Below are 13226 nucleotides of genomic sequence, written 5' to 3'. Positions count from 1 at the left end.
CCAGGGCGCCGGCCAGCCGGGCGCTGGCGGCCAGGGCATCGGCGTAGCTGTAGCGGCGGCCGTCACGGGTGGTGATGAAGTCGGCACCGCCGCGATCCTGCATGCGGGCGGCGAAGGTCTCGAAGAGGTTCTGACTCATTTGAGGTTGTCTCCCTTGGCCATTTTCCTGGCGCGGCGATTGAGGTCGCGGACCTCGCTGGAACAGGCCACGGTGGCCTTGGAGATATAATTCTCGTGATTTCGTTCGATGTCGTCGAGTACGTAGAGGTAATTGACCATGAGCCCTTCGGCCTGCTTCAGGCCCTTGGACGAGACATCGCCAAGCCAGTTGATGCGCTTCAGTTCGGCGCCGTTGCCCAGGTGGAAGCGGGCCACCGGGTTGAGCGGCAGGCCGCGGGCATTCTTCTCCTCGACCAGGTAGCGCGCCGCCAGGGGCTTGATGATGGCCTTGAGGCGATCGCTCCGCGCTTTGTCGCGGTGCCAGTCGGGGGTGTCGAGCGTCTCCAGGGCGTGGCGCAGTTCTTCGGGCAGCTTCTCGTCGGTGCGACGGTCAGCGAGCCACTGACTGAAGCCGGGCACTGGCGAAAGGGTCACGAAGTACTTGAGCTGGGGTAGTTCCTGCTTGAGTTCCTGGACCACCTGCTTGATCAGGAAGTTGCCGAAGGAGATGCCGCGCAGGCCGGTCTGGCAGTTGCTGATGCCGAAGAAGGCGGCGGCATCGGCGGCCTCGGGGTCGTCGATGTCTGTCTCGCCGGCACTCTCCCCTGACAGGATCGGCTGTATCTTGTCGGGCAGGCCCTTGCACAGGGCCACTTCGACGAAGATCAGCGGCTCGTCGCCGATGGCCGGGTGGAAGAAGGCGAAGCAGCGCCGGTCGCGGGCGTCGAGCCGGCGACGCAGGTCGTCCCAGTCCTGGATCTCATGCACCGCCTCGTAGCGAATGATCTTCTCCAGGATCGATGCCGGCGTATTCCAGTCGATGCGCTTGAGCATCAAAAAGCCGCGGTTGAACCAGGAGCCGAACAGGTGGGCGAAGTCGGCGTCGATGGCATTGAGCTCGATGCCGTCCGACCGGGGCCGCTCGCGCAGCAGCCCCAGCAGGTCCTCACGCATGCGCACCAGCTCGTAAGTGCCGTTACTGGCCAGGTTGAGCCGTCGGAACAGCTCCTGGCGACGTGGTTCGCAGGCATCGAACAGCGCCTGCAGGTTGGCGTTGTTGCGCACTTCCCGATAGGCCGAATAGGCCCTGTCGATGTGTGTCGGCTCGGCGGCGAACTCGTCTGCCAGGCATTCGAAGAAGCGCCAACGCTCCGCCTCGCCCAACTGGCGATACATGGCCAGTGCGCGGCTGGCGAGGGCAATGCTCGACGCCTCTCCATCGCTCTCCAGCAGGGCATGGCAGGCCCGGATCAGTTGAGCGTGATCCGGCGTGGTGACCTCGCCCTGGCGACGCCGTAGCAGGGCGTCGCGCTGGGTGATGCTGTTGAACAGCTCCTGCAGGAAGGTCATGTTCATGGATAGAGTCCCCTTAGCCCATGATCAGGTTGGGTAGCCACAGGGCAATCCCCGGGAAGACGCAGAGCAGCAGGATGCCCAGCACCATGCACAGCGCATAGGGCAGGCTGCCCAGCAGGATGTCGCGCAGCGAGATGTCCGGGGCGATGCCCTTGATGATGAACAGGTTCAGGCCCACCGGCGGCGTGATCAGGCCGATCTCCAGGTTGATGGTCAGGATGACCGCGAACCAGTACGGATCGAAGTTGGCGGCCAGGATGATCGGCAGCAGGATCGGTGCGGTCATGACGATCACCGCCACCGGCGGCAGGAAGAAGCCGGCCACCAGCAGGAACAGGTTGATGATGCCCATCAGCACCCAGCGATTGACGTCGAGATCGCTGATGGCTGCCGCGATGGTCTGGGTAATGAACATTGACGAGAGGGCGTAGGCGAACACCTCGGCGCAGGCGATGATCAGCATGATCATCACGCTTTCGCGCAGCGAATCGCGCATGATCAGCTTGATCGGCCCCACCTGCCACATGCGGTAGATGATCACGGCCAGGGCCACGCACAGGAAGGCCCCGACACCGGCGGCTTCCGAGGGCGTGGCGACCCCGCCATACAGCGCAAACAGGATACCCGCGACCACGGCCAGGAAGGGCAGCACACGGATCAGCGCCTTGAGGTTGGCGTCGACGTTCTGCTTGATGGTCTGCTTCAGCCGCGAGGCGGATTGTGCCATGGGGTTGTTGTATCCCCCTGCCAGACGACAGGCGATCATCGTCCAGATCATGAACAGGCCGGCCAGCATGAAGCCGGGCACCACGCCGGCCATGAACAGGCGGCCGATGGAGGTCTCGGTGGAGATGCCGTAGATGATCATGGTCACCGAGGGCGGAATGAGAATCCCCAGGGTGCCCCCGGCGGCGATGCAGCCCGCGGCGACGCCATCCGGATAGCCCCGGGTGCGCATCTCCGGGATGCCCATCTTGCCGATGGCTGCACAGGTGGCCGGCGATGAGCCGGATAGCGCGGAGAAGATCGTGCAGGCGCCGATGTTGGAGACCGCCAGGCCGCCGGGCAGGCGCCCCATCCACAGGTCCAGCGAGCGATAGAGGTCGCGACCGGTGGGCGAGGAAGCCACGGCGGCACCCATCAGAATGAACATCGGAATGGCCACGAAGCCGAACTCGGCAATGCGGTCGAAGAAGGTCTCGCCGAAGTAGGTCAGTTCGGGGAGCCCGCGGTCATAGATCAAGGCCACCAGTGAAACACCGCCCAGGGCGAAGGCGATGGGGGTGCCGATCGCCATCAGCACGATCAGGGCGATGGCGACGATGATTCCCATGGTAATCGGGTCCATGCTCAGTGCTCCCCGCGCAGAATTTCAGCGACGTATTGCAGTGACAGCAGCGTCGTTCCCACGGCCATCGGCACCAGCGCGGGCCATAGCGGGGGATTCCATACGGTGCCGGTGGTCCAGCCACCTTCCCAGGCTTCCCAGACATAGATCCAGGAGCCGTAGGCCAGCGCTCCACAGAAGGCCAACCCGATCAGAGAGGCCGTGAGTCGCATGACCTTCTGGGCCATGCCGCTCAGCGCGTCCGGCAGGATGGTGATGGCGACATGGCCGCCGGTCATCAGCACATAGGGGCTGCCCAGCAGCATGGCGGCGGTGACGGAGAACACCGTGAATTCGGTCTGCCAACTGGTGCTCATGCCGAGGATGTAGCGAATGAAGACCATCTGGCAGATAACCAGCACACCGGCGATGAACAGCGCTGAGGCAAGATAGGCGGTGATTCGAGACAGGACGTCCATCGTGCGGATGAAGCCGCCGACGACACCGGATCGTTGAGCAAGGGATTGAGAGTGAGCCATTTTAATGATGTCCTCCCGAGTGAAAGGGCGCCGGCCACCGTGGCGGCCGGCGCGTGTCTCAAGTGGTCAGGACTCACTCCACGGCCAGGGCGGCATCGATGATCGCCTGACCGTTGGGCACATTCTCGGCAAAGTTCTTGTAGGAGGTCTCCCGGGCAATCTCGAGCCAGGCGTTGTAGTCCTCCTCGCTCATGCGCACCACCTCGATTCCATTCTCCTCGTAGACCTCGACCATCTGTTGGTCGATGGCCGCGGCCTCGGCGGAGAAGAACTCCTCCGCGGCCTTGCCCGCCTCCATCAGTGCGGCCTGCTGCTCCTCGTTGAGGCCCTGCCAGACCTGGTCGGAGATCAGCACCGGCTCGTACATGAACCACAGGGCGAAATCGCCCGGCTCGGTCAGGCACTCGACCTGCTCATAGAGACGGAAGGAGATGAACGACATCGAGGAGGTATTGGCGGCATCGAGCACACCCGTCTGCATGGCGGTGTAGACCTCGGAGGAGGGCATCGAGGCGATCGATGCCCCAGCGGCCTGCAGCATCTGCTCGAAGGCCGGCCCGGCGGCGCGGATGTTCTGGCCGCGCACGGTATCCGGTGAGGTGATGCACTGCTCGCTGGAGGCGAAGCCACCCGACAGCCAGGTATCGGCCAGTACCCGCGCCCCCCCTTCCTCGATGACCGCGTGGATCATCTCCATGTATTCGGAGTCGTTGAGGCGCTTGGCATGCTCGTGGTTGCGTACCAGGCCGGGCATCAGGGTGGCGGAAAATTCCGGATGACGACCGCTGGCATAGTCCAGTGGTAGCAGGGTGAGGTCCAGGCGGCCGCGGACCAGGGCGCCCCACTGCTCGTTGGCCCTGAACAGTGACTGGCCGGGGTAGACCTGCATGGTGAGGCCCACATCCGCTTCGGCGATGTGGCGAGCCATCATCTGTACCATTTCGTCGCGAACGTCTCCCTGGCCGCCGGGGAACTGGTGTGAGGCACGAAGGACGGTGTCGGCCGAGGCGATGCTGCTGAAGGCAATGGCGAGTCCGAGCGCTGCGGTAGCGGCAGGCTTGAGTTGGCGTGTCATCTTGAAGCTCCAGAATTTGTTTTTGTGTATGGTTGTTTCTGTGTCTAGTGTTTATCAGTCGAGCTGATATATACATCAATAGACCTCATGTATATTGATGTCAACGTTTGCCGGACGAAATCGTCAGCAGGTAAACCAGCAGGCAAAGTAGAGTGAGTGGTGGGGTGGTCATGTCATGGAGGTGTGTCGTGGAGGTGATGGATGAGCAGCGTTAAACGATCGAGCGCACAGCGGCTCAGGGATGCTCTGGAGGATGACATCATCAACGGCCGGCTGGCGCCGGGAGAGCGGCTCGATCCGGAGGCGCTGGGGCGGGAGTTCAGCGTTTCGCGCACGCCCGTGCGCGAAGCGATTCAGCAACTGGTGGCCAGTGGCCTGGTCACGGTGTCACCCAAGAAGGGTACCTTCGTTGCCCGGATCGGCATCGACCAGCTGATCGAGATGTTCGAAGTAATGGCGGAACTGGAGGGGATGTGCGGGCGCCTGGCAGCACGGCGTATCAGCGAAGAGGAGCTGGGCGCTCTTCACGATGCCTTTCGGCGCTGTGAAGCGGCAGCCAAGGCGGGGGATACCGACGAGTATTACTACGAAAACGAGACCTTCCACGACTGCATCTACACGGCCAGCCACAATGGCTTCCTGGCGCAGGAGGCGCGGCAGCTGAAGCAGCGGCTCAAGCCCTATCGCCGCCTGCAGCTTCAGGTGCGCCAGCGCATGGGCGGCTCGCTTGCCGAACATCGCAAGATCGTCGCCGCCATCGAGCAGGGCGAGGCGGAGCTCGCGGAGCAGGCGCTGCGCGAGCATGTGCTGATTCAGGGCGAGCGGTTCAGCGATTTCATCGCCAGCGTCAAGAAGCTGGATTCCTCCGCGACGGCAAGCTGACGATGGCCACCACCGCACACAATGTTCTTGCAGGGACCTGACATGAGCGACTATCTGCTGGAGGAGGCCACGCTGAGCAGCGGGGCCATGTACCGTCTCTTCTCGGGCAGCGTCTGCCCGCGCCCCATCGCCTGGGTGTCGACGCTTGATCACGACGGCAACGCCAACCTGGCACCGTTCTCGTTCTTCAATGTGGTGAGCGTGGCGCCGCCGGTGCTGGGCTTTTCGCCGCTGCTCAATGGCGAGGGGCAGCCCAAGGACACCATCCGCAACCTGGAGCAGGTGGGGGAGTGCGTGATCCATATCAGCGGCGAAGGGCTGGTGGAGGAGATGAACGCCACCAGCGCTGGCTTGCCTCACCACGAGGATGAGTTCGCTCTGGCTGGGCTGGAGAAGCTGCCGATGCCGGGGGTATCGGTTCCGAGAGTGGCGGGCGCGCCGGTGGCCTTCGGCTGCAAGCTGCGTGAGATCATTCGCTTCGGCGACCAGCCCCTGGCCGGCAACCTGGTGCTGGCTGAGGTGGTGTCGATCCATGTGGACGACAGGGTGTGGAATGGCCGCCACGTATCCATCGATGCGTTACGACCGATCGGGCGCATGGCCGGCAACGACTACGCCCGGACCAGCGATCTCTTCGTGGTCGAGCGGCCGGTGTCGGGTGGTACGCCGCGCTAGGTCTAGGTGTTGGTTGACTCGGCCAGGTTGGTGACCGGGCGGCCCGCGGCGAAGGCGAGCAGGTTGTCGAAGGCATCGCCGAAGTAGAGCTCGTAGCTGTCCTTCTCCACATAGCCGAGGTGGGGCGTGGCGAGGAAGTTGGGCAGCTCGAGCAACGGGTGATGGGTCACCGGCTCCTCGTCGAACACATCCACGGCGGCCTGTCCCGGGCGGCCTGCGCGCAGCGCGTTCTCCAGGGCGTCGGCCTCGATCAGCGGGGCACGGCTGGTGTTGATCAGCAGGGCAGTGGGCTTCATGCGCGCCAGGTGGTCGGCGGTGACGATGCCGCGGGTGCCGTCGTTGAGGCGAAGGTGCAGGCTCAGCACGTCGCTGTGCGCGAACAGCGCATCCTGGCTCGCGGCGACCTCGACACCGTCCTCGGCGGCCCGCGCCCGGGTGCCCTCGCGCCCCCATACCAGCACCTGCATCTCGAAGGCCTGGCCGTAGCGGGCCACCAGCCGACCTATCTTGCCGTAGCCGAAGATGCCCAGGGTGCGCCCCTTCAGGCCGGTGCCAGGGTGCGCTGCCAGTGGCCGGCCTTGAGGTTCTCGAATTCCTCGGGAATATGGCGCATGGCGGCCATGACCAGCCCCCAGGTGAGCTCGGCGGCGGCATTGGGTGAGCCGGTGCCGGCCATGACCGTGACGCCCTGGCGGCGGCAGGCATCCATGTCCACATGGGCCGCGCCGCCACCGGTCTGGCTGATTGCCTTGAGGTTGGGCAGGCGCGCCAGCAGCTCGGCGGTGATCGGCGTGCGTTCGCGAATCAGAACCAGTGCCTCGGCGTCGTGGAAGCGTTCGGCCAGGGCGTCCAGGTCGGTGACCGTGTCGTTATGGATGGTGACGTCGTGCCCCGCCAGCTTGGCGAAGGCATCGAGGGTGCGTACACAGTCCTGATAGTCATCGGATATTACAATCTTCATCCGGGAGTCCTTGTTCCTGTCGAAGCCGAATCTCTGCAAGGCTGATCGTAGCGGTTTTCGGTCATCGTTGCTGCTGGTCTTGCTCGGTAGGCTCCACTGATAATCGATTTTTCCTGTTGACAGATATTTTCTACTTGCCTAGTCTCAATTCCATGTGTGTATGGTATACCAAGGCTTGAAGCCGGCGTGCCATGGGCCCGAGCCACTGGTAACGCATCGAGAAAACGCATCGAGGTTGCCCTGGATATGCCATCCCTGGGAGAGTTCAAGCAAGGCCTGATCAAGGACTACAACGACGTCAACAACCGCATCTTCGGCATTGGTGTGGTGCGCCAGAAGGTCGATGTCGTTGGCGACAAGCTGATCATCATTGCCCTGCACAAGCGGGTGCCCTCCCTGGCCTACCTGAGTGCACTCAACAGCAATGTCAGTGAGCTGGCCGATCACTATCTGATCAAGGGGTTCAAGAACGAATTCAAACAGCTTCTGGTAGAGAAATACGGTTTCGATGTGATGACGATCTTCAAGGATTACGACGCCGAAGCCGAGCTTTCCGCTACCGTGGTGGTGATGGAAAAGGATGTACGCGACTACCTCTGAGAGCTTGAGTGCTACAGAGAATAGCCCGTAAATCTTCGACGAGAGATCGTTGACTGGTGATGTGAACTCGCCCTGAAGCGGTGAGTGCTCAATGACCGTCAGCCCAACCCGAGGCAAGTGCCTCCGGGTTGTGCTGGCGGTTTTTTTTGTTATGAGAGGAGGAAAACCATGGCTAACGTGGCTGATATCGTAAACGCACTGAGCGTGATCACCGGGGGGAGGACGGTGTCGTCCATGGCAGAGGTGGAGCGTGGCGATCACCCGTTCGTGATCCTCAAGTCATCAGGGATTCACGGGAAGTCCGTACTGGAGATTCCCGGCCTGATCTATGGCGATCCGAACAAGGCGATCCGCAAGGTGGCTGTCTGCATGACCATGACCGAGCTGGTCATCGAACTGGCAGGAGCCACGGGGGTGGATGCCGTGGTGGCGCATCATCCCATTGCGGATGCGGCCAGCTGCGGTGGGGTGACCCTGAAGAACTACCTGGACCTCTACGACGTGGCAGGGCTTGAGTGTCACGAAGCCTTCCATGGCCTGCATCCGGGCATACCCTTCCTGCACGGTCACAAGGTGGTCAAGGGAAGCATTGCCTATGGCGGCGTTCACGGCAATATCATGTTCGTTGGCAAGGCGCTCACCGAGGTCAATACCCTTGGCGATATTCTCGACCGGCTGGGACGCTACATGGCGCTCGACCAGGATCGGGCACTGCTGGCGGAAGAGCGTCTCGTTAGAGGTATCGAGGCGATCCGGGAGACCAGCGTCGAGACCAGTGGGTTCATCCATCTCGGGTCACGCGAAAGTCGGGTCGAGAATATCCTGCACATCTTTCCGCATACCGGTTTCTCACCCAATAACCTGCGGCAGGCGGTGGAGGAGAATCCCGATACCGATACCGTGGTTGCCTCCATAAGCCGCGTCTATGCCGGACATGAGCTGCTCGAGACCGCCGAGGAACTGGGCCTGAATTTCATTGTGGGAAACTGCCATGTCATGGAAATTCTGGAGAATGGTCTGCCCCTGGCCTACGCCCTTGATGAGTTGCTCGACGGGGTGGAAGTCGTGCTGTTCCGGGATCGGGTTACCTCTACCCCCGTGAAGATGGTGGGAAATTCCGCTCTGCAGACCTATGCGAAAGAGATGTCGGCCCAGCACTTGCTTGGCAAGAATGCCATGAGCAACGTGTGACGATTCCGGATTTTCACAAGCGGTTCAATAACAAGAGACTTGCCATGAAGACTTCCGTTACTACCCCAGACTCGAAGAAAGAAAAGCTACCCGACAGCAAGCGAGCATGGAAGAAGATCGAGGTGGTCGGCATCGTGCTGCTCGGTGTCTGCCTGCTGCTGCTGATGTTCTCGCCGACGAGCCTGTCGGGCCTGTTCAACTCGATCATGGAGTCGGTTCAGCCGGTGGTCGTCGATGTATTCCTGACCGGGGTGGTGGGTACAGCCATCATCGTCAGCGTCATTATCGGACGGCTGCTGGAAAGGCTGGGCTTCACCGACGCGCTGGTGCGTATCTTCGTGCCGGCCATGAAGCTGATAGGGGTGAACCCCGCCGTCATCATTCCCAGCGTCTACAACATATTCGGCGACATCAACGCGGCCGGGAAGATCTCGGGGCCTATCCTGAAGCGGGCTGGTGCCACCAAGGATGAACAGAAGCTGGCCATTGCCACCATGGTGCAGTCGCAGCAGTCATTCTCCACGTTCATGCTGGGGATGATGGCGCTGACCTTTGCCGGCGTGAATGTCTTTGTCGTGGTGCTGCTGGCAGTCTTCATGCCGCTGATTGTCTCGCCGCTGCTGCTGTCCAAGCTGCTCTACCGCGACGTTAAGCGGGTCGAGATCGGCAACCTGCCGACCTTCACCCCGGAGCGCGACTTCTTGCCGACGATGTTCAGCGCCGCCCGGGAGGGGGTGGAACTGCTGCTGTTGATCCTGATTCCAGCGGTGGCCCTGGTGTTCGCGGTGATCGGTGTGCTGGATTACATCGGCATCTGGGCGACGATCGAATCGTCGCTGGGCAGCGTCATGCTGTTCTTGAACATCCATCCGGAAACCGGCGTACTGTCGATACTGGTCAGCCCGACCCTAGCCATGGGTCAGCTCCAGGCGATGGCGGGGGAGATCGATCCCTCCCTGGTGGTCGGCTCCTTCGTCCTGGCCTCGTCGGGCCTGCCCCTGTCGGCGGTATTCGGCCAGGTACCGGTGGTCTGGGCGGAAAGTTCGGACTTGAGCGAGCGTGAGGCGATGGGGGCCGCCGTGCTGGGAATCACGATGCGGCTGGCGACGGCATTCCTCATCGCCTTCTTCGTGACACCGCTGGTGGTCTGACGCCTATGACATGGCCATCGGTTGGCGAGCACCCGAGCGGCTCAGCAACTGGTCGGCCAGGTCTTGGAAGTCGTTGGCCACGTAGTCGAAGCTCGGGTCGATGGTGAGATCGGGCCTGGCATGCGGCCCGAACTCCAGCGGCCGCATCACGAAGGCGGTACGCAGCCCCTCGCTGTGTGCAGCCTTGAGGTCGTCCTGGTGGGCGGCCACCATCATGATCTGTTGGGGGCTGAGGTCCAGCAGCCGGGCTGCCATGCGGTAGACTTCGGGGTCGCGCTTGTAGTGTCGGGCCAGTTCGGCCGAGAGGACGCAGTCCCACGGCAGGCCGGCCTGCTTGGCCATATTGACCAGCAGCGACATGTTGCCGTTGGAGAGCGGGGTCAGGATGAATCGCTCGCGCAGACGGTGCATGCCGCCCACGGCATCGGGCCAGGGCTTGAGCCGGTGCCAGGCACGATTGAAATTGGCCTTGTCGGCTTCCGACAGCCCGGTAATGCCGAATTCGTCGAGCAGACGATCGAGCGTCATGCGGTGCAGCTGGTCCAGGGAGGTCCAGGAGAGGCGTCCCTGGCGAACCCGGTTCATCGAGGGGGCATAGCCGGCACGCCAGGCATCGGCAAAGGCGGCCCAGTCGACATCCAGGCCACGGGCTCGTCCCAGGGACTCCCCTTCACGGATCACGCTACTGCGCCAGTCGACCACGGTGCCGAAGACATCGAAGGCCAGGCAGCGGATATCGGCGAGTTGTGGTGGGGTCAGGCTCATGCCATCACTTCCTTGTCAGACGCTAGTCCACACTGTAATTGTATGCAATTCGGCTCGATTTCCGCCAAATGTAGGCCTACAGTGCTTCTCATGCAAATAGTTGTGCACGATTTGCATTGCGACCTTGGTCGACACCCGGCAGGGAGCCGGGTCGGCAAGGCGCCCCGGGCCGGATTCTCACTGCAAGGAGCCAATCAATGACTGCTGCCGACCGCGTCTATCAGATCATCCGGAAACGGATCCTCGACGGGCAATACCCTGCTGGTAGTTATGTGCGTGAAGCGGCCATCGGCCAGGAGCTTGAGCTCAGCCGAACGCCGATTCGTGAAGCCCTGAGGCGGCTGGTGTCGGATGGCTGGGTAGAGGCCATTCCCCATCACGGTGCCCAGGTGGTTTCCTGGACCCAGCGTGACGTGGAGGAGGTGTTCGAGCTGAGGGTCCTGCTCGAGCCCCAGGTGGTGCGCCGCGCGGCCTCACGCATCGAACCTGGCCAGCTGGACAAGCTCGAGTCGCTGGCCGGGCGGATGGAAGCGCTGTGTCGAGACGAGGGTGAGAGTGCCATCGAAGAGATCGCCATCCTCAACGATGACTACCATGCCCTGCTCATGGCGGCGGCGGGCAGCCCGCGTCTTCAGCGCCTGCTGGAAACCATCGTCCAGGTGCCGGTCTCGCGTCGCAGCTATCACCACTATACCCGGGAGGAGCTGGCCGGCAGCATGCACCATCATCGCGAACTGCTGCGTGCCCTGGCCGCCGGGGATGGCGAGTGGGCGGCATCGGTGATGCGGGCCCACCTGCTGGCGGCACGGGCAGCCCAGATGCGCTTCGCAGCCTGCGTGGAGGAGCCCAAGGTTGCCAGGGGTGTCGCTGCTTCGACCTCCGGCCCCGCCTAGGCCTTGCTTTACCCTGTGGCATCCAGTACCGCCTGGCCGCAGGGAATGTTGCACGGGGAGCCTTGTCACACCAGGGTGAACCCCATCTTCACGTGCCCAGTTGCCATTCGGAGCCGCCATGTTTCCCCCGTTCACCCTTCGTTACTCCCGTCTGCCCGAGCGTTTCTTCGCGCCCTTCGATCCCGTGCCCGTGACGTCGCCCCGGCTGGTGGCCTTCAACCGACCCCTTGCCCGGGAACTGGGCTTCGACCTGGAGGCGTTCGATGGGGAAGAGGCCGCCGTGTGGTTTTCCGGCAACGTGGTACCACCGGGTGCCGAGCCCTTGGCCCAGGCCTATGCCGGACACCAGTTCGGCGGTTTCGTGCCCCGGCTGGGGGATGGCCGCGCCGTGCTGCTGGGTGAGGTGACAGACCGGGAGGGTCGGCTGCGTGATATCCAGCTCAAGGGGGCTGGCTGTACGCCGTTCTCCCGAGGGGGAGATGGTCGCGCGCCGCTGGGGCCGGTGCTGAGGGAGTACCTGGTGAGCGAGGCCATGCACGCCATGGGCATTCCCACTACCCGGGCCCTGGCGGCGGTGACCACCGGCGAACGGGTGGTCCGTGGCATTCCCGAGCCAGGTGCCATCCTGACCCGTGTGGCCGCCAGCCATATCCGGGTCGGCACCTTCCAGTACTTTGCCGCCCGCGGCGATACCGATGCCGTGCGTGAACTGGCCGACCATGTGGTGTCGCGACACTATCCCGAGCTTGGCAAGCTGTCCGGCAATGAGCGCTACCTGGCGCTGATCCAGGCGATACAGGCCCGTCAGGCGGCGCTGGTGGCGCGCTGGATGGGAGTGGGTTTCATCCATGGCGTCATGAACACGGACAACACCACCGTCTCGGGGGAGACCATCGACTACGGGCCCTGCGCCTTCATGGAAACCTACGATCCCGGTACGGTGTTCAGCTCCATTGACGAGGGTGGGCGTTACGCCTATTCCAACCAGCCCTGGATCGCCCAGTGGAACCTGGCGCGGTTGGCCGAGACCCTGCTGCCGCTGATCGACAGCGACCCGGAGCGGGCAGTGGAACGGGCCACGGAGCTGATACAGGCCTACCCGGCGCAGTACGAGACCGAATGGCTGGCCGTGATGCGCGCCAAGCTGGGCCTGACCCTCGAGGACGGAGGCGACCAGCGACTGGTCGAGTCGCTGCAGGAAGCCATGCACCAGGGGCATGCCGACTTCACCCTGACCTTCCGTCAGCTCTGTGAGTGCGCCCACTCCTCGGCAGGTGACGCAGCGCTTATCGAATTGTTCGAGCACCCGGAGGGCATCGAGGCCTGGCTCGCACGCTGGCGCGAGCGTCTGTCCCGGGAGCCGGCGACCCCCGCCGAGCGTGCCCGGCAGATGCGGCGCGTCAATCCCCTCTATATACCGCGCAACCACCGGGTCCAGCAGGCGTTGACCGCGGCCATGGACGAGGACGACTTCACCCCCTTCGAGGCGCTGCTCGCCGTGGTCACCCGGCCATTCGAGGAGCAGCCCGGCCGCGAGGCCTACACCCTGCCGGCATCGCCCCGCGAGCGGGTCTTCCGCACCTTCTGCGGGACCTGAGCGCTGCGAAGAACTCAAAAAAAGACGCCCGGGTTGATCCCGGGCGCCCCTGTCC

Annotated in this window: 12 protein-coding genes and 1 pseudogene; 7 read left to right on the top strand and 6 right to left on the bottom strand. The window is 63.2% G+C overall.

The annotated features are described in order from the left end of the window. Positions 1 to 135 precede the first annotated feature (135 nt). The 4 genes from Q427_RS02080 to Q427_RS02065 form a co-directional block, all read right to left on the bottom strand. On the bottom strand, positions 136 to 1515 hold the full coding sequence (locus Q427_RS02080; RefSeq protein ID WP_043510523.1) for a malonyl-CoA decarboxylase: 1380 nt from the start codon (positions 1513 to 1515) through the stop codon (positions 136 to 138). A gap of 13 nt (positions 1516 to 1528) precedes the next feature. Next, positions 1529 to 2863 carry a TRAP transporter large permease gene (locus tag Q427_RS02075; RefSeq protein ID WP_043510522.1) on the bottom strand — a complete coding sequence of 445 codons (1335 nt, stop codon included), beginning with the start codon at positions 2861 to 2863 and terminating at the stop codon, positions 1529 to 1531. Between the two features lie 2 nt (positions 2864 to 2865). Further along, entirely contained in the window at positions 2866 to 3381 is a 516-nt protein-coding gene (locus tag Q427_RS02070) for a TRAP transporter small permease subunit (protein WP_043510521.1), read from the bottom strand. Between the two features lie 73 nt (positions 3382 to 3454). Next, entirely contained in the window at positions 3455 to 4456 is a 1002-nt protein-coding gene (locus tag Q427_RS02065) for a TRAP transporter substrate-binding protein (protein WP_043510520.1), read from the bottom strand. 201 nt (positions 4457 to 4657) lie between these two features. Here Q427_RS02065 and Q427_RS02060 point away from each other — a divergent pair, with 201 nt between their 5' ends. After that, positions 4658 to 5338, top strand: a complete 681-nt coding sequence (locus Q427_RS02060; RefSeq protein ID WP_043510519.1) for a GntR family transcriptional regulator — start codon at positions 4658 to 4660, stop codon at positions 5336 to 5338. A gap of 42 nt (positions 5339 to 5380) precedes the next feature. Next, entirely contained in the window at positions 5381 to 6013 is a 633-nt protein-coding gene (locus tag Q427_RS02055; protein WP_043510518.1) for a flavin reductase family protein, read from the top strand. 2 nt (positions 6014 to 6015) lie between these two features. Here Q427_RS02055 and Q427_RS02050 read toward each other — a convergent pair. Further along, positions 6016 to 6974 (bottom strand): annotated as a pseudogene (locus Q427_RS02050) (D-2-hydroxyacid dehydrogenase family protein). Between the two features lie 246 nt (positions 6975 to 7220). Between Q427_RS02050 and Q427_RS02045 the strand changes: the two are divergent. From Q427_RS02045 to Q427_RS02035, 3 genes are all read left to right on the top strand, one after another. Next, a complete protein-coding gene (locus Q427_RS02045; protein WP_043510517.1) occupies positions 7221 to 7574 on the top strand; it encodes a Na-translocating system protein MpsC family protein in 354 nt (117 codons plus the stop codon). A gap of 168 nt (positions 7575 to 7742) precedes the next feature. After that, entirely contained in the window at positions 7743 to 8765 is a 1023-nt protein-coding gene (locus tag Q427_RS02040; protein WP_043510515.1) for a Nif3-like dinuclear metal center hexameric protein, read from the top strand. Positions 8766 to 8809: 44 nt separating this feature from the next. Then, positions 8810 to 9916: a hypothetical protein gene (locus Q427_RS02035; RefSeq protein WP_043510528.1), complete on the top strand. Its 1107-nt coding sequence runs from the start codon at positions 8810 to 8812 to the stop codon at positions 9914 to 9916. 3 nt (positions 9917 to 9919) lie between these two features. Here Q427_RS02035 and Q427_RS02030 read toward each other — a convergent pair whose 3' ends face one another. After that, positions 9920 to 10681 carry a haloacid dehalogenase type II gene (locus tag Q427_RS02030; RefSeq protein ID WP_051496050.1) on the bottom strand — a complete coding sequence of 254 codons (762 nt, stop codon included), beginning with the start codon at positions 10679 to 10681 and terminating at the stop codon, positions 9920 to 9922. 197 nt (positions 10682 to 10878) lie between these two features. Between Q427_RS02030 and Q427_RS02025 the strand changes: the two genes are divergently transcribed. Next, positions 10879 to 11574: a GntR family transcriptional regulator gene (locus Q427_RS02025; RefSeq protein WP_051496049.1), complete on the top strand. Its 696-nt coding sequence runs from the start codon at positions 10879 to 10881 to the stop codon at positions 11572 to 11574. 118 nt (positions 11575 to 11692) lie between these two features. Further along, positions 11693 to 13171, top strand: coding sequence for a protein adenylyltransferase SelO (locus tag Q427_RS02020; protein ID WP_051496048.1), 1479 nt, complete (start codon positions 11693 to 11695; stop codon positions 13169 to 13171). Positions 13172 to 13226 lie beyond the last annotated feature (55 nt).

Source organism: Halomonas sp. BC04, from assembly GCF_000568385.1.
The sequence above is the reverse complement of the archived record's forward strand: the minus strand, read 5'-3'. Positions and strand labels throughout refer to the sequence as shown.

Coding starts and splice junctions, on each gene's coding strand:
- Q427_RS02080 (WP_043510523.1), bottom strand. CDS start 1,515: ATGAACATGACCTTCCTGCAGGAGCTGTTCAACAGCATCACCCAGCGC.
- Q427_RS02075 (WP_043510522.1), bottom strand. CDS start 2,863: ATGGACCCGATTACCATGGGAATCATCGTCGCCATCGCCCTGATCGTG.
- Q427_RS02070 (WP_043510521.1), bottom strand. CDS start 3,381: ATGGCTCACTCTCAATCCCTTGCTCAACGATCCGGTGTCGTCGGCGGC.
- Q427_RS02065 (WP_043510520.1), bottom strand. CDS start 4,456: ATGACACGCCAACTCAAGCCTGCCGCTACCGCAGCGCTCGGACTCGCC.
- Q427_RS02060 (WP_043510519.1), top strand. CDS start 4,658: ATGAGCAGCGTTAAACGATCGAGCGCACAGCGGCTCAGGGATGCTCTG.
- Q427_RS02055 (WP_043510518.1), top strand. CDS start 5,381: ATGAGCGACTATCTGCTGGAGGAGGCCACGCTGAGCAGCGGGGCCATG.
- Q427_RS02045 (WP_043510517.1), top strand. CDS start 7,221: ATGCCATCCCTGGGAGAGTTCAAGCAAGGCCTGATCAAGGACTACAAC.
- Q427_RS02040 (WP_043510515.1), top strand. CDS start 7,743: ATGGCTAACGTGGCTGATATCGTAAACGCACTGAGCGTGATCACCGGG.
- Q427_RS02035 (WP_043510528.1), top strand. CDS start 8,810: ATGAAGACTTCCGTTACTACCCCAGACTCGAAGAAAGAAAAGCTACCC.
- Q427_RS02030 (WP_051496050.1), bottom strand. CDS start 10,681: ATGAGCCTGACCCCACCACAACTCGCCGATATCCGCTGCCTGGCCTTC.
- Q427_RS02025 (WP_051496049.1), top strand. CDS start 10,879: ATGACTGCTGCCGACCGCGTCTATCAGATCATCCGGAAACGGATCCTC.
- Q427_RS02020 (WP_051496048.1), top strand. CDS start 11,693: ATGTTTCCCCCGTTCACCCTTCGTTACTCCCGTCTGCCCGAGCGTTTC.